Source organism: Sulfitobacter sp. DSM 110093 (assembly GCF_022788715.1).
Lineage (GTDB): Bacteria > Pseudomonadota > Alphaproteobacteria > Rhodobacterales > Rhodobacteraceae > Sulfitobacter.
The window spans coordinates 3,192,327-3,216,316 of record NZ_CP085167.1 but is presented as its reverse complement, the minus strand read 5'-3'; the positions used below and the strand labels follow the sequence as shown (position 1 = coordinate 3,216,316).

At 59.5% G+C, this 23,990-nt stretch carries 23 protein-coding genes and 1 other RNA gene; 13 read left to right on the top strand and 11 right to left on the bottom strand.

Annotation, left to right across the window (positions count from 1 at the left end; genetic code table 11):
• The first annotated feature begins 23 nt into the window (after positions 1 to 23).
• A complete protein-coding gene (locus DSM110093_RS15665; RefSeq protein WP_243265941.1) occupies positions 24 to 1,034 on the top strand; it encodes an NAD(P)H-quinone oxidoreductase in 1,011 nt (336 codons plus the stop codon).
• Between the two features lie 158 nt (positions 1,035 to 1,192).
• Here the strand turns inward: DSM110093_RS15665 and DSM110093_RS15660 are convergent, their stop codons facing one another.
• Complete coding sequence (locus DSM110093_RS15660) at positions 1,193 to 1,837, bottom strand: ribonuclease T2 (protein WP_243265940.1); 645 nt, start codon at positions 1,835 to 1,837, stop codon at positions 1,193 to 1,195.
• Between the two features lie 123 nt (positions 1,838 to 1,960).
• Here DSM110093_RS15660 and DSM110093_RS15655 point away from each other — a divergent pair, with 123 nt between their 5' ends.
• The 3 genes from DSM110093_RS15655 to DSM110093_RS15645 all read left to right on the top strand — a co-directional run bounded on the left by DSM110093_RS15655 (position 1,961) and on the right by DSM110093_RS15645 (position 5,344).
• Positions 1,961 to 2,737, top strand: a complete 777-nt coding sequence (locus DSM110093_RS15655) for a DUF1013 domain-containing protein (protein WP_093927346.1) — start codon at positions 1,961 to 1,963, stop codon at positions 2,735 to 2,737.
• A gap of 120 nt (positions 2,738 to 2,857) precedes the next feature.
• The gene (locus DSM110093_RS15650; protein ID WP_243265939.1) at positions 2,858 to 3,979 is read left to right on the top strand and encodes an endonuclease/exonuclease/phosphatase family protein; all 1,122 of its coding nucleotides are present in this window, start codon (positions 2,858 to 2,860) and stop codon (positions 3,977 to 3,979) included.
• A 186-nt stretch (positions 3,980 to 4,165) separates the two neighbouring features.
• Positions 4,166 to 5,344 carry a type III PLP-dependent enzyme gene (locus tag DSM110093_RS15645; protein ID WP_243265938.1) on the top strand — a complete coding sequence of 393 codons (1,179 nt, stop codon included), beginning with the start codon at positions 4,166 to 4,168 and terminating at the stop codon, positions 5,342 to 5,344.
• 77 nt (positions 5,345 to 5,421) lie between these two features.
• Here the strand turns inward: DSM110093_RS15645 and recR are convergent, their stop codons facing one another.
• From recR to DSM110093_RS15625, 4 genes are all read right to left on the bottom strand, one after another.
• Positions 5,422 to 6,015, bottom strand: a complete 594-nt coding sequence (gene recR / locus DSM110093_RS15640; RefSeq protein ID WP_243265937.1) for a recombination mediator RecR — start codon at positions 6,013 to 6,015, stop codon at positions 5,422 to 5,424.
• A gap of 48 nt (positions 6,016 to 6,063) precedes the next feature.
• On the bottom strand, positions 6,064 to 6,408 hold the full coding sequence (locus DSM110093_RS15635; protein ID WP_007118099.1) for a YbaB/EbfC family nucleoid-associated protein: 345 nt from the start codon (positions 6,406 to 6,408) through the stop codon (positions 6,064 to 6,066).
• Positions 6,409 to 6,460: 52 nt separating this feature from the next.
• A complete protein-coding gene (locus DSM110093_RS15630) occupies positions 6,461 to 8,215 on the bottom strand; it encodes a DNA polymerase III subunit gamma/tau (protein WP_243265936.1) in 1,755 nt (584 codons plus the stop codon).
• A 77-nt stretch (positions 8,216 to 8,292) separates the two neighbouring features.
• Positions 8,293 to 8,655, bottom strand: a complete 363-nt coding sequence (locus DSM110093_RS15625) for a DUF202 domain-containing protein (RefSeq protein ID WP_243265935.1) — start codon at positions 8,653 to 8,655, stop codon at positions 8,293 to 8,295.
• A 63-nt stretch (positions 8,656 to 8,718) separates the two neighbouring features.
• Here DSM110093_RS15625 and DSM110093_RS15620 point away from each other — a divergent pair, with 63 nt between their 5' ends.
• Positions 8,719 to 9,552: a neutral zinc metallopeptidase gene (locus tag DSM110093_RS15620; protein WP_243265934.1), complete on the top strand. Its 834-nt coding sequence runs from the start codon at positions 8,719 to 8,721 to the stop codon at positions 9,550 to 9,552.
• 186 nt (positions 9,553 to 9,738) lie between these two features.
• Here the strand turns inward: DSM110093_RS15620 and ffs are convergent.
• An RNA gene (ffs, locus tag DSM110093_RS15615) (signal recognition particle sRNA small type) lies at positions 9,739 to 9,836 on the bottom strand.
• A gap of 37 nt (positions 9,837 to 9,873) precedes the next feature.
• Complete coding sequence (locus tag DSM110093_RS15610; RefSeq protein ID WP_243265933.1) at positions 9,874 to 11,616, bottom strand: 5'-nucleotidase C-terminal domain-containing protein; 1,743 nt, start codon at positions 11,614 to 11,616, stop codon at positions 9,874 to 9,876.
• 256 nt (positions 11,617 to 11,872) lie between these two features.
• Between DSM110093_RS15610 and nudC the strand changes: the two genes are divergently transcribed.
• Positions 11,873 to 12,841, top strand: a complete 969-nt coding sequence (gene nudC, locus DSM110093_RS15605) for an NAD(+) diphosphatase (protein WP_243265932.1) — start codon at positions 11,873 to 11,875, stop codon at positions 12,839 to 12,841.
• A 62-nt stretch (positions 12,842 to 12,903) separates the two neighbouring features.
• On the top strand, positions 12,904 to 13,377 hold the full coding sequence (locus DSM110093_RS15600; protein WP_243265931.1) for an SRPBCC family protein: 474 nt from the start codon (positions 12,904 to 12,906) through the stop codon (positions 13,375 to 13,377).
• 11 nt (positions 13,378 to 13,388) lie between these two features.
• Here DSM110093_RS15600 and DSM110093_RS15595 read toward each other — a convergent pair whose 3' ends face one another.
• A complete protein-coding gene (locus DSM110093_RS15595) occupies positions 13,389 to 14,246 on the bottom strand; it encodes a prephenate dehydratase (RefSeq protein WP_243265930.1) in 858 nt (285 codons plus the stop codon).
• Positions 14,247 to 14,400: 154 nt separating this feature from the next.
• Between DSM110093_RS15595 and DSM110093_RS15590 the strand changes: the two genes are divergently transcribed.
• The 6 genes from DSM110093_RS15590 to DSM110093_RS15565 all read left to right on the top strand — a co-directional run bounded on the left by DSM110093_RS15590 (position 14,401) and on the right by DSM110093_RS15565 (position 21,848).
• The gene (locus tag DSM110093_RS15590; protein WP_243265929.1) at positions 14,401 to 14,901 is read left to right on the top strand and encodes a cytochrome c family protein; all 501 of its coding nucleotides are present in this window, start codon (positions 14,401 to 14,403) and stop codon (positions 14,899 to 14,901) included.
• A gap of 124 nt (positions 14,902 to 15,025) precedes the next feature.
• The gene (locus tag DSM110093_RS15585; RefSeq protein ID WP_243265928.1) at positions 15,026 to 15,847 is read left to right on the top strand and encodes an alpha/beta hydrolase; all 822 of its coding nucleotides are present in this window, start codon (positions 15,026 to 15,028) and stop codon (positions 15,845 to 15,847) included.
• A gap of 285 nt (positions 15,848 to 16,132) precedes the next feature.
• Positions 16,133 to 18,064 carry an extracellular solute-binding protein gene (locus DSM110093_RS15580; RefSeq protein WP_243265927.1) on the top strand — a complete coding sequence of 644 codons (1,932 nt, stop codon included), beginning with the start codon at positions 16,133 to 16,135 and terminating at the stop codon, positions 18,062 to 18,064.
• A gap of 9 nt (positions 18,065 to 18,073) precedes the next feature.
• Complete coding sequence (locus DSM110093_RS15575; protein WP_243265926.1) at positions 18,074 to 19,165, top strand: microcin C ABC transporter permease YejB; 1,092 nt, start codon at positions 18,074 to 18,076, stop codon at positions 19,163 to 19,165.
• Positions 19,165 to 20,271, top strand: coding sequence for an ABC transporter permease (locus tag DSM110093_RS15570; RefSeq protein ID WP_243265925.1), 1,107 nt, complete (start codon positions 19,165 to 19,167; stop codon positions 20,269 to 20,271). Before DSM110093_RS15575 ends, DSM110093_RS15570 begins: the two co-directional genes overlap by 1 nt.
• Positions 20,268 to 21,848, top strand: a complete 1,581-nt coding sequence (locus DSM110093_RS15565; protein WP_243265924.1) for an ABC transporter ATP-binding protein — start codon at positions 20,268 to 20,270, stop codon at positions 21,846 to 21,848. The genes DSM110093_RS15570 and DSM110093_RS15565 overlap by 4 nt, the downstream gene beginning before the upstream one ends.
• Positions 21,849 to 21,993: 145 nt before the next feature.
• Here the strand turns inward: DSM110093_RS15565 and DSM110093_RS15560 are convergent, their stop codons facing one another.
• The 3 genes from DSM110093_RS15560 to phoU form a co-directional block, all read right to left on the bottom strand.
• The gene (locus DSM110093_RS15560; protein ID WP_243265923.1) at positions 21,994 to 22,845 is read right to left on the bottom strand and encodes a helix-turn-helix domain-containing protein; all 852 of its coding nucleotides are present in this window, start codon (positions 22,843 to 22,845) and stop codon (positions 21,994 to 21,996) included.
• Between the two features lie 127 nt (positions 22,846 to 22,972).
• The gene (locus DSM110093_RS15555) at positions 22,973 to 23,299 is read right to left on the bottom strand and encodes a winged helix-turn-helix domain-containing protein (RefSeq protein ID WP_243265922.1); all 327 of its coding nucleotides are present in this window, start codon (positions 23,297 to 23,299) and stop codon (positions 22,973 to 22,975) included.
• Complete coding sequence (gene phoU, locus DSM110093_RS15550) at positions 23,296 to 23,988, bottom strand: phosphate signaling complex protein PhoU (RefSeq protein ID WP_243265921.1); 693 nt, start codon at positions 23,986 to 23,988, stop codon at positions 23,296 to 23,298. The genes DSM110093_RS15555 and phoU overlap by 4 nt, the downstream gene beginning before the upstream one ends.
• Positions 23,989 to 23,990 lie beyond the last annotated feature (2 nt).

The window sequence follows — 23,990 nt, the reverse complement described above, 5'->3', positions numbered from 1 at the left end:
CCAGACCCGAGGATACTTCAGACATGACACAGACCATGCGTGCAATCGAAATCACCGAACCCGGCGGTCCGGACGTTCTGCAAGGCACGACCCGCCCCCGGCCCCAACCGAAACACGGGCAGGTTATCATCAAGGTCGCCTATGCCGGGGTGAACCGTCCTGATGCGCTTCAGCGTGCGGGCAAATACGCGCCCCCCGCCACCGCCAGCGATCTGCCGGGGCTGGAGGCGTCGGGTAAGGTCGTCGAGGTCGGGCCTGGGGTGACGACACTGGCACCGGGGGATCTGGTCTGCGCGCTGCTGCCCGGTGGCGGCTATGCCGAGTATGTGGCGACGCCCGCCGCGCATTGCCTGCCGATCCCCGAAGGGATGGGGCTGAAAGAAGCCGCTTGTTTGCCTGAGACCTTCTTTACCGTCTGGTCCAACCTCTTCATGCGGGGCGGGCTCAAGGCCGGAGAGAAAGTGCTGATCCACGGCGGCTCTTCCGGGATCGGCACGACCGCGATTCAACTAGCGCGCATCTTGGGCGCGCGGGTGTTCGTTACCGCGGGCACGGATAGCAAATGCACCGCTTGCATGAAGTTGGGTGCCGAAGTGGCGATCAACTATCGGGATACGGACTTCGTTGACGTGCTGCAGGCCGAGGGCGGTGCGGATGTGATCCTCGACATGGTGGGCGGCAGCTATATCAACCGCAACCTCAAGGCTTTGGCCGAGGACGGCAGGCTGGTGCAGATCGCTTTCCTGCAGGGCGCCAAGCAGGAGGTGAACTTTGTCACGCTGATGACCCGCCGCCTGACCATGACCGGATCGACCCTGCGTCCGCAAAGTGACCTAGCCAAAGCGCGGATTGCAGAGGAATTGCTGCAAAACGTCTGGCCGCTGTTGGAGGCTGGGCGCGTGGCCCCGGTGATGGACAGCACTTATGATCTTTCAGGGGCAAACGACGCGCACCGCCGGATGGAAGCCAGTGGCCATATCGGCAAGATCGTCTTGACAGTGGGTGGAGAGCTGCGCGCCGAAGAAGATGAGTAAAGGTTGAGACAGTAACGAATTGTTAAGAAGTAATTCGTTTACTTTAGGCACGGAATGGGACGCCATCACCCGTGTTGGAGAGAGAGCCGTAAGGCAATTGATAGCGGGGGAGGAAATTATGCCTCTCCCGCTTTCACATGAATAGCTGTCTCGATGCTTTAGCGCAGGGGGGTGAACAGAGCGTTATCAAGGCTGCAATCGCGTCGCACATCCGGACCGCAAGGAATGAAGTCGAGACTGCGCGAGAGGCAGATGCGTGCCTCTTGAATATGATCTTGTTTACAGGTGATGGTAATCCCTTGAGCGGTCAGATCGGGGTTTGCTTTCAAGAATGCTTGTTCGACGACGGCGGCTGGCAGGGCAACGGTACGGTCCAGCTTGCGAAACACCTCTGGGCGGTTGATGCGTTCGTAAGCCTCTCGGGAAAGGGCGAAATAGTCTGCCGGGTCCAGCCCGCTGCAAGAGCCGTGTTTCTTCCATTGATGCCACGCCAAGCCCCCGGTGCCCATGATATCGGCCATCGCCCCGGTCTGTGCGCGGCTGGGCGGGCGCTGGCCGCTTTGGCAATAGGACGGATACCCGCGCGTGAACTGTGGCCAAAGCCCATGCAGGGTCCAGCCGTGGTCCTTATCCGCATCGCATTGCGGGGACTGGCGCGCATCGCCGGTCAATTCGCACCAATTTGGTGACCAGGACAGGGACATGACGTAGTAGTCGAATTCGCCCGAACGCTCCCCTTCGGCCAGCGTGGCGATGGGGGCAAGCAGCCCGAGGATCAGCAGACAGGCGCGCAGTGGCCGCATTGGGTCTTCCCTTATGATGTTTGAGCCAGTATACAGCCGCCAACTTCCCCGACAATGAAGACCGTTCTGCCAGACAGGACAGCCTTTCAGGCGACGGGAAAATTGCGTTTTTAGGAGAGTGACATGGCAAAACCGATTATGGCCAAAGCCACCGCCGTTTGGCTCGTGGACAACACCACCATCAGCTTCAAGCAGATCGCCGATTTCGTCGGCATGCATGAGTTGGAAGTGCAGGGCATCGCCGATGGCGACGTTGCACAGGGTGTGAAAGGGTTTGACCCGGTTGCCAACAACCAGCTGACGCAAGAAGAAATTGACGCGGCGCAAGACAACCCGATGCACAAGCTGAAGCTCAAGTTCAACGCTGCTGCTGAAGGCGAAGAAAAACGCCGTGGCCCGCGTTACACGCCGCTCAGCAAACGTCAGGACCGCCCTGCGTCGATCTTGTGGTTGGTCAAGTTCCACCCCGAACTTAGCGATGGTCAGGTCAGCAAGCTGGTGGGCACCACCAAGCCGACGATCCAAGCGATTCGCGAGCGCACGCATTGGAATATCTCCAACATCCAGCCGATCGATCCGGTTGCTCTTGGCCTGTGCAAACAATCCGAACTTGATGCTGCCGTGCAAAAGGCTGCCGCGAAAAAGGCCGCCGCGGGCGAAGTGATGAACGACGACGAGCGCCGCAAGCTGGTGTCGACAGAGCAGAGCCTTGGCATGGATAACGAGCCCAAGATCCCAACGGCCATTGAAGGTCTGGAAACATTCACCCTCTCCGGCAACAGCACGGATGACGATGAAGAAGATCACTCGAAGGGCGATTACTCAGATGCCGACAGCTTCTTCTCGCTGCCCGACAGCACCGAAGAAGATGACGATGCCGAGGATAAGGCCAAGGGTTAAGCCCCCTCAGGGCGGTGTGGCGGAAGGAACTTTCGCCACAAGGATGTGTTAAAGTAACAGGGCGTCGGTTTCTCCGACGCCCTGTTTTGTATTTAAAATATGGGCGCATCGCGCTGGGGGATGAGTTTGGAAACGGCATTGGATTGGGCAATTTGGGGGTTGGCGGCGTTGCTGATCCTGTGCAGTCTTCTGCCCCTGAGCAAGCTGCCGTTCGGTGCGATCCGAGGGCTGGCATTTCCCCGCGAGCAATTTCTAGGTTTCGCATTGCTGCTGGCTGCAGCTATTGCACTAACACAGGGCGCGACGACCCCCTCCGGCATTGTGGGTATCGCGCTGATGCTGGGCGTGGCTGCGCTTCAGTCCCTATATATCATCAAATTCACCCCGATTTGGCACAAGCAATCGTTGGCTGCGTCACCGGAATTGCGCAGAGAGACGGACCGACAGTTCAGTCTGGTCGCTGCGAACGTCAAGAAATCTAACCGCGACTATGGCAAACTTATTGCCCTTGTTGAGGCACGCGTGCCGGATATCTTCATGGCCATCGAAGTAGATCAGGATTGGATTGACGCCTTAGACGACGGGCTGGGTAAGAATTATGACCAGCGCATCGATGCACCGCTCGATAATGGCTATGGGCTGTGTGTCATGTCTAAGCTGCCGCTGTCTGAGGTGGAGGTCCGTGAATTGGTAACGCGTGAGGTGCCGTCGATCCGCGCCCGGGTGCATTTGCCTGTGGGAGAAGATTTCCGCCTCTATGTTGTGCACCCCGAGCCGCCAGTGATTGAGCATGACACAAAGGGCCGCGACAGCGAGATTGCGATGGTCGGTATCGAAGCTGAGAAAGACTCGCTGCCTGCCGTGGTGACAGGCGATCTGAATGACGTGGCGTGGTCCACGACGACGCGCCGATTCCAGCGGCTTTCGGGCCTTTTGGATCCACGCGTGGGGCGCGGCATGTACAATACCTTTAGCGCAACGATGCCTTGGATGCGCTGGCCGTTGGATCACCTGTTCCATGATCCGCAGTTTCGTCTGCTGGAAATGGACCGGCTTGATAAGATCGGCTCGGATCACTTCCCGATGTGGTTTGTGCTGGCCTTGGCCGAAACCGAAGCCGCTGAAAGCGATCCCGAGAGTGCCGACCGTGAGGAGGAAAAGGAAACTAAAGATATGATCAAAGAAGAACGAAAAAGAGACCGTGACCCAATCGGCAGTAACTGGGAAGACGAGCAAAACTAACAATCTGCATCAGGGGTAATTTTACCCCTTGTACGAATCCCAAAACGGCGTATGTGGCGCATTACAGACGCCAACGCACGCGCCTCTGGCCGGTCAGTTCCTACTCTGACTGACCCGCGTTTATGTAGCGACGGTAACGTCTCTTGAAACGACACGCGGGGAACCAGCCCCACCTGCTCTTTGGAGATGACCATGAACGCTACAGTACCCGGTGCCCTGCGCACCGCATCCACTGCATTCGCCGATCCGGCTGCCGCCTATATCGCTGCCAACAGCTTTGATAAACCAACGCTGGTGATCAGCCGCGACCGCGTCGCCGTGCAATATGACGCGCTGCACAAAGGGCTGGGCGAGGCGCATATCCACTACGCGGTGAAGGCGAACCCGGCGCCAGAAATCATCCGTCTGCTGGTCAAAAAGGGCTCTGGCTTTGACGCAGCATCACGTGCCGAGATTGAGCTTTGCCTCAGCCAAGGTGCGAAGCCGGAAAACATCTCCTTCGGCAACACCATCAAACGCGCCTCCGACATCGCTTTCGCGCATACCGCTGGCGTGACCCTGTTCGCGGCCGACAGCGAAGCCGAACTCGACAAAATCGCCGCCCATGCACCGGGCGCGCGGGTCTACCTGCGCTTGATCGTTGAAAACTCCATGGCAGACTGGCCGCTTAGCCGGAAATTCGGCTGTGCCGGTTCCGCGCTGCCTGCGCTGCTGAACCACGCGGTTGCCGTGGGCCTTGTGCCTTTCGGCCTGTCATTCCACGTCGGCTCGCAAACCCGCAAGGCGGAGTTCTGGAACCCGGTGTTGGATCAAGTCGCGCCGCTGTGGCACGCCGCGCGTGCGGATGGCCATGACCTGCAACTGCTGAACCTCGGCGGCGGCTTCCCAGCCTTCTACGGCGAAAGCATCGAAGCGCCCCGCGCCTATGCTGCCGCTGTGATGCGCGCCGTCAAAGCCCGCTTTGGCGACGTGCCGCAAGTGATGGCGGAGCCGGGCCGTGGTCTGGTGGCCGAGGCCGGTCACATCGCTGCCGAAGTCATGCTGGTGAGCCGTAAATCCGCGGATGATCTGCACCGCTGGGTCTATCTGGATATCGGGCGCTTCTCAGGTCTGGCCGAAACTGAGGGCGAAGCGATTCGCTATCAGATCGTCACACCGCATGGCGGCGAAGAGACCGGACCCTGCGTTCTGGCTGGCCCCTCCTGCGATTCGGCTGACATTCTTTACGAAAAACGACCCATTCACCTGCCTTTGGCCCTGCGCGATGGCGATAAAGTGATGATTCGCGCTTGCGGAGCCTACACAAGTTCCTACAGTTCGGTTGGGTTCAATGGATTTCCGCCGCTTGATGTGATCGTGCTCTAAAGCACGCTCTGCGTCGCCACGGAAAAGGGTCGTCTGCTTTGGGAGGAGCGGGCGGCCCGCTTTGATTCTAGTGGTGATTAAATTGATTTACGCGCCTGCATCGCGGCCGTGATCGTCCCATCGTCGAGGTAATCCAACTCCCCACCAATCGGTACGCCCTGCGCGAGCGACGTGAGCCGCACCCGGCCCTCCAACTGATCCGCGATGTAATGCGCTGTGGTTTGGCCGTCGATAGTGGCGTTGAGCGCGAGGATCACCTCTGTCACGCTTTCTGTATCGATCCGGTCCACCAAGCGCGGAATGCGCAATTCTTGCGGGCCGATGGCATCCAGCGCTGAAAGCGTGCCGCCCAGCACATGATAGCGGCCCTTGAACACGCCAGAGCGTTCCATCGCCCAGAGATCGGCCACGTCTTCGACCACGCAAAGCTCGCCATTCGCGCGTTTTTCAGAGGTGCAGATGTCACAGATATCAGCGGTGCCCACGTTGCCGCAGTTCAGACATTCCCGCGCCGTGGCGGCGACGGTCTGCATCAGGTCGGACAGAGGCGTCAGCAACAGCGCGCGTTTGCGGATCAGATGCAGCACCGCGCGCCGAGCCGAGCGGGGGCCAAGCCCGGGCAGTTTCGCCATCAGCTCAATCAGGGCGTCAATGTCGCGGGTAGAGCTCAAGAATGGCACCTGTGGGGGAAGGGGGAGGGGCGTTTCCGCCCCATCCGTTTAGAAGGGCAGTTTCATACCTGCGGGCAGGCCCATGCCTTCGGTCAGCTTGCTCATCTCAGCCTGCGCACGTTCAGAGGCTTTGCTCTGCGCGTCTTTGATGGCGGCGAGGATCAGGTCTTCGACCACTTCTTTTTCGTCTTTGTTAAAGATCGACGGGTCGATATCGAGCCCCTTCAACTCGCCCTTGGCGGAGCATGTCGCCTTAACGAGGCCCGCACCTGATTCACCTTCAACGGTGATGTTGTGCATCTCTTCTTGCAGTTCGGCCATCTTGCCCTGCATTTCCTGAGCTTTTTTCATCATCCCGGCCATATCGCCGAGGCCGCCTAATCCCTTGAGCATCTGGGGTCTCCTTATTGTGTTGTCATTTATATGTGGCGTGAGGGGGCGTGGATCAACCGTCCTCGAACGGATCCCATTCGTCTTCGACCTCTGGCAGCGCCTCTGCCGTGGCGGCGGCGGCGATGTCTTCGGGGGTGCGGATCGCGGTGATGCGGGCCTTGGGGAACTGTGCCAGCACGGCCTGCATCATCGGGTGGTCTTCGGCCTGTTTCTTAAGCGCCAGTTCGCGTGCATCTCGGATCTGCGCGATGGTTTCGGCGCCGCCCTCGTTGACCAGCGACACCGCCCAGCGGTTGCCGGTCCAGAGTTGCAGCTTTTGCCCCAGCCGCTGCGCCAGATCGCGGGGCGCATCGTCGGTGGGGACAAATTCGATGCGACCGGGTTGGTAAGCCGCAAGCTGGACGCAGGTCTCGACCTCAACGAGCAGTTTCACATCGCGATTCACGCGGATCAGCTCGATCACATGTTCAAATGTCGGGAAACGGGCGAGCGCGGCGTCCAAGTCTTGCGCCAAGGCGGTGGTCTGCCCCTGCGGTCCGGGGTTTGACGCCATACGCTGCTGCGCGTGGTGCACGGCCTGCGCGCCGGTGCTGCCCTGAGCCGCGCCATTGCCGCCACCACCACCGCCAGCGGGGGCAGGGGGCGGGCTGCTGTTTTGCAGTTTGCGCACCAGTTCCTCGGGTGAGGGCAGATCGGCCACATGGGTCAGGCGGATCACGGCCATTTCGGCGGCCATCATCGCGTTGGGGGCGGCGGCGACTTCGTCCAGCGCCTTCAGCAGCATTTGCCACAGCCGGGTCAGCACCCGCATCGGCAGGGTTTCGGCCATTTGTTGGCCGCGGGCGCGTTCTTCGGGGGCGATTGTGGGGTCTTCGGCGGCGTCGGGGGTGATTTTCACGACTGAGACCCAATGGGTGATCTCGGCCAGATCGCGCAGCACCGCCATCGGGTCGGCCCCGTCGGCATATTGCGCCGAAAGTTCGGTCAGCGCGGCACCGGCATCGCCACGCAGCACCATGTCGAAAAGGTCCAGCACCCGGCCCCGGTCTGCCAGCCCCAGCATGGCGCGCACCTGTTCGGCCCCCGTTTCGCCCGCGCCGTGGCTAATGGCCTGATCCAGCAGCGAGGTCGCGTCGCGAGCCGAGCCTTCGGCAGCGCGGGTGATGAGCGCGAGAGCGTCGTCGGTGATCTCGGCAGTCTCTGCCGTCGCGATCTTGCGCAGCAGGGCGATCATCACTTCGGGCTCAATCCGGCGCAGGTCAAAGCGCTGGCAGCGCGACAGCACCGTCACCGGCACCTTGCGAATCTCGGTGGTGGCGAAGATGAATTTGACGTGTTCGGGCGGCTCTTCCAACGTCTTTAGCAGCGCGTTGAACGCACCGGTGGAGAGCATGTGCACTTCGTCGATAATATAGACTTTGTAACGGGCCGAGGCCGCGCGGTAATGCACCGAATCGATGATCTCGCGAATGTTGGCGACACCGGTGTTCGAGGCGGCGTCCATCTCCATCACGTCGACGTGGCGGCCTTCCATAATCGCGGTGCAATGTTCGCAGACGCCGCAAGGATCAGTCGTCGGCCCGCCATTGCCGTCTGGCCCGATGCAGTTCATCCCTTTGGCGATGATCCGCGCGGTGGTCGTTTTGCCAGTGCCGCGGATGCCCGTCATCACGAACGCCTGCGCGATCCGGTCGGCGGCAAAAGCGTTCTTGAGCGTGCGCACCATGGCGTCTTGGCCGACGAGATCGGCAAAGGTTTCGGGCCGGTATTTGCGGGCCAGAACGCGGTAGGCGGATGTATCTGTCATGGTGCCCCAGATCGGATTCGGTCAAGGCCGTAAACTAGGCGCTCAGCGCCGTGGCGTCTACCGTGCTTGCGGGAGGGTCAGAGCATCCAAAGGATCACGCCGACGCCAGTTGAGGCAAAAGCAAGGAACGCGGCCAAGATTTTCATGCGGCTGTTGGGCTGGGCGTGGGCGTGATGGTCGCTCAGCCGCTTTTGGGTTTTCGCCGCCGAGGCCTGCGCGGCCCAATAGACATAGAGGGCGGCTATGATGAAGACCGACGCCACGGCTTTCGCCACCCACGTAGGTTCAAACTCACCAAAAACGGCACGCAGACCAATCGCCACGGCCACGGCAGCCATGCCGGTGCGCATCCAGCCTGCAAATGTGCGTTCATTGGCAAGGATCGTGCGGTCTTCGGCCCAATCCGTGCGGTTCTCAGCGAGATCGTTTTTATCAGTCATTGAACCAATCTGCTCTTTGCGCGTTCATGTGGCAATAAACTTTGACATAGTGGGGGACGGTTAATGCGTTTGCGGGGAATTGGGCGGAGCAAGAATGTCATTCGCCGCAGCGGTGGGGCGGGCAAGGCAGGCGGTCTGGGTCTGGTCGGCGTCTTGGCGGTGCTGGCAATCGGCTATTTTACGGGAATTGACGTGACCCCGCTGTTGAACGGTCAAGGTGGGGGGCAGGTGCAGCAATCCCGCCCGCTGAGTGATAGCGAAGACCCGCAAGTTGATTTCGTAGCCCGCGTGTTAACCACCACCGAACAGGTCTGGGCTCGTGTGTTCCAAGAGCAGTTGGGAGAGACATATACCCCGCCAAAGCTGGTGGTTTTTGAGAATGTGACCCAAAGTGCCTGTGGCGGGGCGTCAGGTGCTACGGGGCCGTTCTACTGCCCGGCGGACAAGATGGCCTATCTCGACACCGCGTTTTTCCGCACCCTAGATCAGAGGCTTGGGGCCGAGGGTGACTTCGCCGCTGCCTATGTGATCGCCCATGAGGTTGCGCACCATGTTCAGAATGAGATTGGCGTTCTCCCGCAAGTGGCCCAGATGCGTCAACAATCTTCTGAAGTTGAGGCCAATGCGTTGACTGTGCGGCTTGAGTTGATGGCCGATTGTTTTTCGGGGATCTGGGCGTCGAACGTCGAAGGGTTGATGGAAAAAGGCGATCTGCAAGAGGCATTGAACGCAGCGCGGATGATCGGCGATGATCACTTGCAGCGTCAGGCCGGTCAAGTGCCGCAGCCGCATACCTTTACCCATGGCACATCAGAGCAACGCGCGCGTTGGTTCGAGCGCGGCTATGAAAGCGGCGAGATGGCGCAGTGTGATACGTTTAAGGCGGATCGGTTGTGATGGGGTAAGGGGGGAGCCCGTCCCAATAGGGTTATCGAGGTGCGGCATGGCCAGCAAAAGCGGCGAGCGCTTTAATGTGGCGAACTGGGACATCGTTCTGAGTGGCGGCAGTTTGGCTGTTTGCCCCTCTCATCGTTTCTGCGAAGCGTCTGCCGGGGCTCGCACCATTGCTGCACAATAGTGCTTGGGTGAGAGGCTGATAACGACCCAAGCGGGGCTCGTTACGGCTGCTTCCTTCCGGATCTGACCGGGTTGGCGAGGCGCCTGCCCGCACCAACCTCTCAATGCCCATATAGGAGGGAGAGGACCAAAGTGCAAGCCTCACAGATGAAGCCGTACCTCTGCAAAACCTAAGGGCGTTGTTCCGCCGGGATTCGGGGAGAGATGCGCGATCTCTTTGATGAAGGGCAGCGCGGCGGGAGTGGTATGTAGGATCGCTTGCGCGCCTACAGCGCTGAATCGCCATGGCGGGGCATCGGGCCAGAGGACGGCGTTTGGATCGGCGAGGGTGGTGATCAGCGCCTCCGACAATGGCATTGGATTGCGCAGCACCACAGTGGCCTTGGGCGCGCAATCGAATCCCCCCCCTCCGGCTGCGCGAAACTGGTTCGTGGCCAATAGAAATCTCTGCTTTGCCGACACTGGCACGCTTTGCCATGACAGGGCGGTAATGCGGTCGCCCCGCGGGCGGCGCAGGTTGATCTCATAGGTTACACCGTGAATCGTATCAAAGTGGTAGGGCGGGCGGTGTGGATCAATCAGCGGTCCCGCGACGGTCCCCAGCGGGGCAAAAACCTCTGCCGCAGTCTCCAACCACTGACGAAGATCAGCACCCGTGACGCGCAGCGCCCAGACTTCGTTGCGATAGGGGACAAGTCCGGAGATATGGCGGCGCTGTACCGGTCCGGGCGGGATATGTAAAAAATGTCCCGGCCCAGCACGCCCCCCTGCCGTATGGGCGGCTGTTGCGACGAGGATGGGAAGATCGCTGTCGGGCGTACCAGCGACCCCTTCGCGTATCACCTTGGCCTGCGCGCGGGCGGTCAGTGCGTCAATGGCGGTGGGCATGGCAAGCGCAAAGAAGTTGTGCAGCGCAATGTCGGTATGGCCGACGACTTCTTCCAATTGCGCGCGGATGGCGATGTGGTTTGGCCGTGCGGCACTCAGCACAACGGGGTCGGCTAGGGTGTTGACGGTGTTACAGCGCAGGCGGCTTTCGTGGCTCAATACGCTCCATCGACCCTGCGCATCACGGTTAAGTGCAAGATCAAGAACAGCCAGATCAGACCCGCCAAAGCCCGGCATTGCAGCGGGTTTCAGTGAAAGCGTCCCGGCCTGTGCGTCCACACCGCTGCCTTCGGAATGATCCGGCCCGGGAAACCGGCGGTGCGTGTGGCCGGTGATGACCGCGTCGATCCCGTCGACCTGAGCCAAGGCGCAGATGTCTTCTTCGACTTTGGCCTCGTCTTTATGTGCGATGCCCATATGGGCCAGCAGGACGATCAGATCAGCCCCCGCTGCCCGCAATTTTGGCACCGCGGACCGAAGGCTTTCCAGCGCGCAGGTGATTTTGGCTTGGCCTTCCAAAACATCACGGTTCCAAATTTCCGTCTTGGTTGGCAGCACGGAAAGCAGGCCAATCTGTAGCGTTGGAGCCGTAGGGTGATCTGCCATCGGCAGGGGGCAAGTGGCGATGGCCCAGTGACGCAATGGGCCGGGTTCGGTCAGATGCAGGTTGGTCGATACCAGCGGCATGTCAAGCGCGCCCGCAACTGTGCGGAGATACGGCAGCCCATGGTCGAGGTCATGATTGCCCAGGCCAATGGCGTCATACCGCAAGTGATTCAAACAGGCGATGACGGGGTGTGCGGGGGATACGGCCATCTGCGCCAGTTGGTCACCCATCGCATTGCCCTGCAGCAGATCACCGTTGTCCAGCAAAACGCAAGCGGCACCTTGTGCTGCGGCCTCTTGCCGGGCGGTGCGAATAAGCGTGGCGATGCCCGCCAACCCATGATGCCCCACAGAACGGTCACTGACATAATCATGCCCAACGATTTGCATGTGTAAATCGGTGGTGGCGAGAATGCGTAGACGTGCTTCAGCCGGGGTGGTTCCTACAGGAGGATCTGCACCGGCTGAAGCATATGAGCAGCGTCTGTCCACCGAAAAAGTAATCACTTGTTAAAATTACACAACTTTAAAGTGTTTTTAAGTAAGCACAATACAACCTCGTGGCAAGTGGGGGTGGGATTGCCTAGATTGCGCGCGCTGTGGCATGGCTTGGCCCAAAGCGGAAAACCCGCGTCAGGAGAGCGCCATGCGTCATGCGGAAACGGTAACTTTTGGAGGCTCAGCGCTGGATCGTGCGGGCGAGCTGCGCGGTAATGCCGAAGCGCTGGAACAGCTCCGGGCCGACCCTGCGGCGCGGGCCATCGTTTTTTGGCGCGGCAAACCTTTGATAGCGCCCGAACGTCCTGCCGCCTTGGTGCGGCTGCCTCTGGACCACCCGGCGTTGAAGGAGGCCGATGGCTCAGCGATCTTGCTGGGCCGCGAGGACGGAGCGGCGCGGTTTGCGGTCGATCTCTCCAACTGGCAGCCTGCCGATCTGGATCAATCGCAACTGGGTGCCTTCCTCGACCCCAGCGAGCAGCGCCATCCACTGCTGGGCGATGACATGGCATTCGCCGAGTTGCGCAGGGTGATGACATGGCTCGATCCGCGCGATGCCGAACTGGCTGCCAGCGGCAAGGCGATCCTCGGCTGGCACGAAACCCACCGCCATTGCGCGCGCTGCGGCTGCGCGACCGATCTGGCGCAGGGCGGTTGGCAGCGGGTCTGCCCAAATTGCGGTGCCGCGCATTTCCCGCGCACTGACCCGGTGGTTATCATGCTGATCACGCATGGAAATTCCGTTCTTATGGGCCGCTCCCCCGGCTGGCCCGAAGGGATGTATTCACTGCTTGCGGGCTTTGTTGAACCAGGCGAGACGGTTGAGGCTGCCGTACGCCGTGAGGTTTTTGAAGAAGCGGGCGTACAGGTCGGCGCGGTGGATTACCTTTCAAGCCAGCCGTGGCCTTTCCCGGCGTCGTTGATGCTGGGCTGCGCTGGCGAAGCTCTCAGCCGTGAGCTGACCATCGACCCGGTTGAGATCGAAGACGCGCTTTGGGTTACCCGAGAAGAGATGATGGACGTTTTTGCCGGCAGCCATCCGCGCCTGATGCCCGCCCGGCGCGGAGCCATCGCGCATTTCTTGCTGGAAAACTGGCTTGCGGATACACTGCGTTAACAGGCCCCGCCGTCACCACGGTTTTGACGAACAATACGAGCAGAAGAATTGGAACGGACGTAATGAAATTCTCGACCAAAGAAGATGTCGAAGCGCCGATTGAAGCGGTATTTGACATGCTGTGTGACTTTGAGAGCTTTGAGCGGTCCGCCATGCGGCGCGGGGCCGAGGTGCAGCGCGTTGATACCATGCCCAAGCCCGGCGTTGGCATGACATGGAATGCGGTTTTTCCCCTGCGCGGCAAGCGTCGGGAGTTAACGCTTGAGATGGTCAGTTTTGACCGGCCCAACGAGATGGTGATCGACAGCATGTCGCAGGGTCTGGCCGGGCAGATGTCGTTTGAGCTGATGTCCCTGTCGCGCAACAGCACGCGGGTGCTGGTGGCGCTAGAGATCAAACCTTTGAACCTCTCGTCGCGGCTATGGGTGCAATCGCTAAAGTTGGCCAAGACGACCTTGAACAAGAAATACAAAGAACGCGTGGCTGATTATGCTCGGGGCATGGAAGAACGCCACGCCCGCAGCATTCAGGCCTAAACCCGCGCGTGTCACATCCCGGTCGGTGCGCCTCGGTCGGGATGGGCGGGATAGGCGCCTAGAATTTTCAGCATATTGGTAAAGTAGCCCAGTTCATCCAGTGCGCGTTTGACGGCTGGGTCTTCGGGGTGGCCTTCGATATCGGCGTAGAACTGCGTCGCGGTGAATGACCCGCCGACCATATAGCTCTCGAGCTTGGTCATGTTGACCCCGTTGGTCGCGAACCCTCCCATCGCCTTGTAAAGCGCGGCGGGGATGTTGCGCACCTCAAAGACAAAGGTGGTCAGCATCCGCTCGGCCCTGCGGCTGAGATCGATCTCGGGCGCCATCAGCAAGAAGCGGGTGGTGTTGTGGTCCATATCCTCAATGTCGCTGGCCAGCACGTTAAGGCCGTTTATCTCTGCCGCGACCTCACCGGCCAGCACCCCATCGGTGCAGCCCTCGGTGGCGGCCAGTTCGGCGGCGGCCCCGGCGGAATCAGCGGCTGGCTCGGACGTGATGCCGTGTTCTTGCAAGAAGCTGCGGGCCTGGGGCAGCAACACCAGATGCGCGCGAACATGTTTGATGTCTTCCAGTGCCACACCGGGGCGGGCCATCAAGGCGATGCGCACCCGCACAAAGGCCTCGCCGATGATATGCAGCCCGCTTTCGGGCAGCAGACGGTGAATATCAGCCACGCGCCCGTATGTGGTGTTTTCCACGGGCAACATCGCCAGATCCGCACGACCCTCGCTAACCGCGCGAAAAACCCCTTCGAACGATTGGCACGGCACCGGTTCCATGTCGGGGCAAGCGCGAATGCAAGCCTCATGACTATAGGAGCCAAGGGCCCCCTGAAAGGCGATGCGGGGCGTGGTCTGGGGGGTCATGGATCGTATCCTGCTGCAAAAGGCGCGGGGAAGGGCAATTGGTCGCGGTAACTACACCTTGCCTGCGCCAAGGGAAAGCAATAGATACGCGGGCAACGATGCCAAGAACCATGGCCCGCCCATGGTACCAATACCAAGTGATGGACCCTGACGCATGTTCGATACAATGACCCTGACAAAAATCGCAGCCGGCGTATTCGGCGCCTGGTTGGTGCTTCTGCTGGGCAAATGGGCGGGTGAAGAGATTTACCACGCCGATGCACATGGGGAAGCGTCCTATGTGATCGAAGTGGCCGATGCCGGTGGTGACGAAGGCGGCGAAGAGATCGACTTTACCGCCGTGATGGCCGAAGCCGATGCCGACAGCGGGTCCAAAGTGTTCCGCAAATGCGCCGCTTGCCACAAGGTCGATGGCTCCAACGCCGTTGGTCCGCACCTTGACGGTGTTGTCGACCGCGATATCGCCTCGGTTGACGGTTTCGGGTATTCCGGCGCGCTGACCTCGATCGACGGAAGCTGGACCCCGGAAGAGCTGAGCGCCTTCCTTACGAGCCCCAAAGGCTATGCTCCCGGCACCACCATGGGTTTCGCCGGTCTGCGTAAAGTCGAAGACCGCGCTGACGTGATCGCCTACCTGCAAAGCGTTTCCAACTAATTCCACGCTGCAATGCGTGCGTGAAAGCCGCCCCAAGGGGCGGCTTTTGCGTTTTTGGCGGGTGGAACGACTTCTTTTGGCAGGTGTTGGGCAATGAAACGTCCACACCGAAAGGAGACGCGCCATGCAAAGTCACACATCTACGGTCGATGGAATCGAAATGCGTTGGGAAGAGATGGGGGCGGGTGGTCCTGTCATCCTGCTCCACGGCATCCCCACATGCCCCGCACTTTGGCGCGATGTTGCGCCGAAAATTCAGGGCCGACGTGCTCTTGCTTGGGAAATGCCGGGCTATGGCGCGTCAATCCCGCAGGGCGAAGGACGCGATATTTCGGTTTCAGCACAGGCGGATTACTTGGTCGCATGGATGCGCGACCAAGGCATTGATCGTGCGGTGCTTGCCGCCCATGACCTTGGCGGCGGCGTTGCGCAGATCGCAGCGGTGCACCACCCTGAAATGGTTAGCGGGCTGCTGCTGACCAACGCGATCAGCTATGATTCATGGCCCGTACCGTTGGTCAGCGCGGTGGCCACAACCGGCAGCGTGACGAAACATGCGCCAGATGGTTCATTCCACCAACTGCTAAAAACGATGTTTTCGAAAGGCCATGAGACCGACGCTGCCGCAGAGGCCGCCTTTGACGCGCACGCACCGCACTACGCCCGCCACGGAGAGGCAGAGGCATTTGTGCGGCAAGCGCAGTCATTGGATGTGGAAGATACAAAGGCCATCGCAGACAAGCTTCCTACACTTAATATCCCGGCGCGGATCGTCTGGGGGGCGGCGGATGATTTCCAAAAGATCGAATATGGTGAGCGCTTGGCGAAAGATTTGAACGCGCCGCTGCGCCGGATTGCGGAGGGCAAGCATTTTACCCCCGAAGATCACCCAGACGTGCTGGCGGATGAGATCAACGCATTGATCCGAACGATCGACGGTAATTAACGCGAGGGGGCGGCGCGGCAGCGATCGCGCGGCCCTCCCCGATATTAGGCGGCGATCACAGATCTGTGGATAGCCGTGGCAATGGTTCCAATGGTATCATGTCGCCATGCAGACTAAGAAACAGGCTGTCCAGTGATCTAACTGAGGCGGGGGGCGCATCGCGCCATCCGCGGCACACCGCCGCTGGGCCCAAACCTTACATATTCGCAACTTGTATCTTGGCGCGTCACAGCGTTAGCCTACATGACGCTACGATCCGGACTATGCCACGCCAAGGAGTGCCCTATGCCCCGTGCCCAGACCCGCGCCGCGACCCGTCCATCGGCCCTTGCCCCCCTTCCACTATGGTTAACGACGATGACGGTCTCGGTGCTTGTTTTGCTGGCGAGTTCAGCAGCGGCGCAGGAGCAGAAGGTCATCAAAAGCCACGGGTATTCCTTTTACGGCGATCTGACATACCCGGCGGATTTTGAGCATTTCGACTATGTGAACCCCGATGCCCCCAAAGGGGGTGAGATTTCGCTGCCCTTCGTCGGCACGCTCGATTCAATGAACCCATATTCCGGCAAGGGCCGCGCGCATCTGTTTTCGATCTTTGGCTTTGAGAGCCTTTTGGGCGAAGCGCCAAGCGGAGAGCCACTGCCCGCAGATGTCTATGGCGAGAGCTATTGCCTGCTGTGCGAAAGTCTTGAGTATCCTGAAGATAAATCATGGGTGATCTTCAACATGCGCCCCGAGGCGCAGTTTTCGGACGGCACACCCGTCACTGCGCATGACATCGTATTCTCGCATAACTTACTGTTAGACGAAGGGCTGAAATCCTACGCCGACGCGGTGCGCAAACGCATCCCAAAGGTTGAGGCGTTGGACGATCACACTGTCAAATTCACCTTTGCCGACGGCATCTCGCGCCGCAGCTTGATTGAGACGGTAGGCGGCGTGCCTGCATGGCCGAAAGCGTGGTTTGAAGAGACCGGCAATGGCCTGAAAGACAGCTGGATGGACCCGCCCCCCGGATCGGGTGCCTATATGGTGGAAAGCGTCGACCTGACCAAACGGATCGTACTGAAACGCAATCCCGACTATTGGGGGAAAGACCTGCCGATAAACCGCGGGCGGATGAATTTTGATCGTATCCGACTTGAGATCATCAGCGATGACACCTCAGCATTTGAGGCGTTCAAGGCAGGCGAATACACCTTCCGGGCTGAGGGCGATTCCAAGAAATGGGCGACGGGATATGACTTTTCCAAGGTGAGCGACGGCGATATTGTGAAAGCGGAACTGCCTGACGGTTCTCCGCCCACGCCATCGGGGATCATCTTCAACCTTGGACGTGAGGCGCTGCAGGACCGTGCCGTGCGCGAAGCCGTGGCGCTGATGTTTAACTTTGAGTGGACGAACGAGTCGCTGCAATACGGGCTGTTCAATCACCGCGCCTCCTTTACCCAAGACACACCGCTGATGGCCCAAGGCGCGCCTGAAGGGGCGGAGCTGGCGCTGCTGGAAAGCCTTGGTGATCTGGTACCCGCTGAGTTGCTTTCCGAGCCTGCCGTCGTACCGCATTCCTCTGACGCCAGTCGCTTGCTAGATCGCCGCAATGCGCGGCAGGCATCAAAGCTGCTCGAAGAGGCCGGCTGGACTGTGCAGAACGGCATGCGCGTCAACGAGGCGGGTGAGCCGCTGCGACTGAACTTCCTAATGAACTCCTCCGGCTCTCCAACGATTTCTGCCGTGATTGAGAATTTCGTGGGCAATCTGACATCTATCGGGATCGATGCCCGGCTCGAGAAGGTGGACAGTTCGCAATACACTGCCCGCGAGCGTGATCGCGATTACGACATGATCTATGATGCCTACGCGGCCTTCCTTGGCACCGGTACGGGGTTGTCGCAACGCTATGGGTCTGAGGCGGCTGAATTCTCGCTCTTTAACCCTGCTGGTCTGGCCAGCCCGATGGTGGACGCGATCATCGAAGCCTCGCTAGACGCTGAAACAGCCGAGGAAGAAGACGCGGCCCTTATGGCGCTTGACCGGGCGCTGCGGCACGAATTCTTCATGATTCCCACATGGTATAATGACAGCTATTGGGTCGCCTACTACGATCAATACGACCACCCCGAGGAGATTCCGGCCTATGCCTTGGGGTACCTTGATTTCTGGTGGTACGATAAAGAGGGCGCAGAGCAATTGCGCGCCTCGGGCGCCTTGCGGTAAAGCGACCTTATGGGTGCATATATTCTCAGACGGCTGTTGCTGGTGATTCCGACATTGCTTGGGATCATGTTGGTTAACTTTGCCTTGGTGCAATTCGTCCCCGGTGGCCCGGTAGAGCAGGCCATCGCGAGGATTCAAGGGGGCGGCGATGTCTTCGGCGGTTTTGCCGGGGGCAACAATGACGCTGGGGTTGATACTATGGCGCGCGGGTCTGACAGCACCTATGTCGGCGCCCGCGGGCTACCGCCTGAGTTGATCGAGGAATTGGAGAAGGAATTCGGCTTCGACAAACCGCCCGTCGAGCGTTTCTTGCACATGCTGTGGAACTACGTGCGGCTGGATTTTGGCGAGAGTTATTTCCGCTCCATTGGTGTGATTGACCTGATCAAGGAAAAGCTGCCCGTGTCGATCACGCTGGGGCTTTGGTCGACGCTCATTGCCCACTTGATCTCAATCCCGCTGGGCATTCGCAAAGCCGTGCGCGACGGTAGCCGCTTTGATACTTGGACCTCAGGCGCGATCATCGCCGCCTATGCGATCCCCGGCTTTTTGTTCGCAATCCTGCTCTTGGTGCTCTTTGCTGGCGGGTCTTATTGGCAGGTATTCCCGCTACGGGGGCTGACCTCTGACAATTTCGACAGCCTGAGCCCCTTGGGCAAGGTTGCCGATTACTTTTGGCACATCACCCTCCCGGTGCTGGCCTCGACCATCTCGGCCTTTGCGACACTGACGTTGCTTACGAAAAATAGCTTCCTCGATGAGATCAAAAAGCAATATGTCATCACCGCCCGCGCCAAAGGGCTGTCGGAGAGCAAGGTGCTGTACGGCCATGTTTTCCGAAACGCGATGCTGATCGTGATCGCCAGTTTCCCGGCGGTGTTCATCTCGGTCTTTTTCGGCGGGTCGATCATTATTGAGACAATCTTTAGTCTCGACGGTCTGGGCCGCCTCGGGTTTGAGGCCGCCGTGGCGCGGGACTATCCGATTGTCTTTGGAACGCTGTTTATCTTTGGTCTCATCGGCCTTGTCGTCGGGATCTTGTCGGACATGATGTATGTGCTCGTGGATCCGCGCATTGATTTCGAGAAGAGGGAAGGCTGATGGCGCTCTCCCCCCTGAACCAGCGCCGCTGGCGCAATTTTACCGCGAACCGACGGGCCTATTGGTCGCTGTGGATCTTTGCGATCCTATTCGGGATATCGCTGTTTGCTGAATTCGTGGCGAACGACAAACCGATCCTCGTGAACTACCGAGGTGAGTATTTCGCGCCGATCTTCAATTTCTACCCCGAGACCGCCTTTGGCGGGGACTTCCAAACCGAAGCCGCCTACCGCGACCCAGAGGTGCGCTGCCTAATTGCCACCGGCGGACTGGAACAGTGTTTCGACGATCCCGAGGGATACATCCTTGATGCCGAAGATGGCGAAGTTGAGGGCGAAGCGATTGATAAAGGCTGGGCGATTTGGCCCGTGATACCCTATTCCTTCAACACCGCTGTTGATCGCCCCGGCGCCGCGCCGCTGCCGCCCAATGGGCAGAACTGGCTAGGCACCGATGGCACCAAACGCGATGTGATGGCGCGGGTCATTCATGGGTTCCGGCTGTCTGTTTTGTTCACGCTTATCGTTACCGGCGCGGCGTCGATCATCGGAATTCTCGCAGGCGCGGTGCAGGGGTTCTTCGGCGGTTGGCTCGACCTGATCTTCCAGCGCATCATCGAGATATGGTCATCCACCCCGTCGCTTTACGTGATCATCATTATGTTCGCGATTCTGGGGCGAAGTTTTTGGCTTTTGGTGATCCTCCTCGTGCTGTTCTCATGGACCGCACTTGTGGGTGTGGTGCGGGCCGAGTTCCTGCGCGCGCGTAACCTTGAATACGTCCGCGCAGCGCGTGCGCTTGGCGTCGGTAATGGCACAATCATGCTGCGGCACATGCTGCCCAACGCGATGGTGGCCACGCTGACCATGCTGCCGTTTATCATCACGGGCACGATCTCTACGCTGGCCACGCTCGATTTCCTTGGCTTTGGCCTGCCGTCCTCGGCGCCGTCGCTGGGGGAGTTGACGCTGCAAGCCAAGCAGAACCTGCAAGCGCCTTGGCTGGCTTTCTCGGCCTTCTTTACCTTTGCCATCATGCTGTCACTGCTGGTCTTCATCTTTGAAGGCATCCGCGACGCATTCGACCCCAGAAAGACCTTTTTGTGACCGCGCTTTTGGACGTTAAAGACCTGCAAGTTTCCTTCCGGCAGGACGGTCAACTGATCCCCGCCGTGCGCGGTGTCAGCTTTGCCGTGAACCGCGGCGAGACGGTGGCGCTGGTGGGTGAAAGCGGGTCGGGTAAATCCGTCTCGGCGCTCTCGACCGTGTCGCTGTTGGGCGACAGTGCAGAGGTCAGCGGTTCGGTCACCTATGACGGGCAAGAGATGATCGGCGCGGATGACAAGCTGCTGCACAAGGTGCGCGGCAACGACATCTCGTTCATTTTCCAAGAGCCGATGACATCGCTCAATCCGCTGCACACGATTGAAAAACAGTTGGCGGAATCGCTGGCGCTGCACCAAGGCCTGCAAGGTGCAGAGGCCCGTGCGCGGGTGTTGAGCCTGCTGGAACAGGTGGGCATAAACGACGCGGAAACCCGCATGGGGGCCTACCCTCACCAACTCTCAGGCGGGCAGCGGCAGCGCGTGATGATCGCCATGGCGCTGGCCAACAAGCCCGACATCTTGATCGCGGATGAGCCAACGACGGCGTTGGACGTGACCATTCAGGCGCAGATCCTTGATCTGTTGAAAGCGCTTAAAGATGAAATGGGGATGGGGCTGTTGTTCATCACCCATGACCTTGGCATCGTGCGGCGCATCGCCGACCGCGTGTTTGTGATGCAAAAAGGCGTGGTGGTCGAAGAGGGCGCCACGGCTGAGATTTTTGATAACCCGCAGCACCCCTATACTCGCAAACTGCTGAGTGCCGAGCCGACGGGCTCTCCTGAGCCTGTAGCTGAGGATGCACCCGAGGTGCTGCGCACCGACAACCTCAAGGTCTGGTTCCCGATCCAGAAAGGACTGCTGCGGCGCACCGTGGGGCATGTACAGGCGGTCAATGACACCAGCCTGTCGGTCCGCGCTGGTGAGACGTTGGGCATCGTCGGCGAAAGCGGGTCTGGTAAGACCACGCTGGCGCTGGCGATCATGCGGCTCATCGGTTCGGAAGGGGAGGTGACCTTTCGCGGCGAGGATGTGCGCAAATGGTCCACCCGGCAACTGCGGAAGCTACGTGCTGACATGCAGATCGTGTTCCAAGATCCCTTCGGCTCGCTCAGCCCGCGTATGACCTGTTTTCAGATCATCTCGGAAGGGCTGGCGATCCATAAGGTGGATAAGGGCCGCGACCGGCGGGAACTGGTGGCGGAAGTGATGACCGAGGTCGGGCTCGACCCTGTGACGATGGACCGCTACCCGCATGAGTTTTCGGGCGGGCAGCGCCAGCGTATCGCCATCGCCCGCGCCATGGTGTTGCGACCCAAGCTTTTGGTGCTGGATGAGCCGACCTCTGCGTTGGACATGACTGTACAGGTGCAGATCGTCGATCTGCTACGGCGATTGCAGGTGAAATACGGGTTGGCCTATCTGTTCATCAGCCACGACCTGAAGGTCGTGCGCGCCATGTCGCATAAGGTGATGGTAATGAAGCGCGGTGATGTGGTCGAATATGGCGACGTTGATGCGCTTTATGACAACCCGCAGACGGAATACACGCGGGCTTTGTTGCAGGCGGCCGGGTAAGCTGGCGTCGCAGAGGTAGCAGGGGGCGCTGCCCGGCCGTTAATTGTCAGGTACATAAGCAACTATAGAAATATAACGTGTTTGCGTTTTTGGCAGACCGGAGTCGCCACCATATTCTTAAGGAACGTCCCGCATCAGACATCGCTCAAACAGCGCCTAGTTTTTCCGGCGTCTGTCCGATGAAATCCAGCTCTTGCTGCAGAGAAATCTGCGTTAGGGATGAAAACGGCAATGACGTAAATGCCTTCAGACGGCGTTCCATCGTGGCATAGCACTGCTTGAACGCTAAGGCGCGTTCGGCCTCGGTGCCTTCTGTCCTGCTGGGGTCGGTCATGCCCCAATGGGCTGTAACGGGCTGGCCTAAAAGCGGTGGGCATTCTTCGTTTGCAGCGCGGTCGCAAACGGTAAAGACAAAATCCATGCGCGGGGCAGAGATTTCATAGAAAGCGTCATAACTTTTGGGGTAGAACTGCGATATCTCGTGGCCCTTGGCGCGCAGCACCTCACTTGCGAGGGGCTTGAGGGCCGCGCGGGGGCGAGTGCCTGCGGAAAAGGCGCGAAATTTTTCTCCGCCTTCCGCCTTCAGGATCGCTTCGGCAAAGATTGATCGGGTGGAATTCCCGGTGCAAACAAAGAGAACGTTAAAGGTTTTTTGCGGGCCGGTGATTTCGTCTGGTCGAGGTTGAGATATCAGTGACGTCAAAAGTTCCGGGCGACCCCGGCAGCAATCGTTCACAAGGTATTCGATCAAAGAACCGGTTAACGCGAGATCAATGCCATAGTGGAGCGAGCGGCCCCTGCGAGTTTGCTGGATAAGGCCCGCGCGTGTTAGAATTCCCAGATAAACCGATAGCGTGCTGGGTTTTAACGAAAGTGCTTCGTTCAGTTCCCCCGCCGAAACGGTATCCGGGGTGCGTCGGGCCAAAAGCCGAAAGACCGCCATGCGCCCCGGGTGGGCCAGTGCGGCCAGCGCCGCAATGTTTTCTTTTTCGCTCATGGCTGACCGGACTTAACACCTAAAACAACAGTAGGATGGCGGCTTTGCGTGGAGGGAAAACCATCCGAGAAACCGCATTTAGCATCCCAACGGCCTGCCAGACAACCGCAATAGCGCGATGGATCGCTTAGCCGAGGGCATAGCCTACGCCGTGCACGGTTCGGATCGGATAGGACTTGTCGGTTTGGCAAAGCGCCTTGCGCAGTCGGGCCACATGGACATCAACCGTTCGTGCTTCGACCCTGGCATCCCGGCCCCAAACGCGATCAACAAGGGCAGCCCGTGTCCAGACCTTGCCGGGGGTTTCGATCAAGGCGACCAGCATGACGAACTCAGTCGATCCAAGGTGTACCAATCGTCCTGCGCGGCGCACACGCAGGCATTCTATATCAAGCACGATGTCGTCAAACTCGAATACGAGTTCATCCGCGATCAATGCTCGGCCCCAAGTCATCCAATCCCAGACCCTGTTCTGGTCGCGCCGGGTGCGACGCCCCGCGAGACGAACAACACCTCTTCTGCGATGTTGGTGGCGTGATCGCCGATCCGTTCAAGCGCCACGGCGACCAAGATGCGCCCTATGTGGTCACGCGCCTGCGCGGCATTCCGTTGAAGGTCCACAATCGTCGCGTCGAAGACCGCGTCGCGATAGGCATCAACCCGCAGATCGGCAGCCAGAACTTGTTTGGCGGCTTCGGTTGAATGATCTGTCATCGCGATCACGCTTTTGCCCAGCGTGCGTGCGACCAAAACCGCCATTTCGTCAAGCCGGGTGCGATCCTCGGGGGGTAGCATATGTTTCGGTGTGGCAATCACATGTCGGGCGATCGTCTTGGCGTGATCCCCGGCCCGTTCCAGATTGCCGACCGCGTGTTCAATCCCCATGACCAGCCGCAGGTCCTTTGCGACGGGTTGAAACCTTAGCAGCACGTCAAAACAATCCGAGCGCAATTGTTCAAAGGTTTCGTCGATATCTAGGTCGTGGTTGATCGCCTCAAGCGCGCGCGCCTCGTCATGGGCAAGATATGCGGAGGTTGCCAAAACACAGTTCTCGGCTGTCATATCTCCCATCTGCTGGAAGTTCTGACGGAGCACCTGAAGCGCGGCATCAAAGGATTTCAAAAAATGCGGATGCTGGGACATGA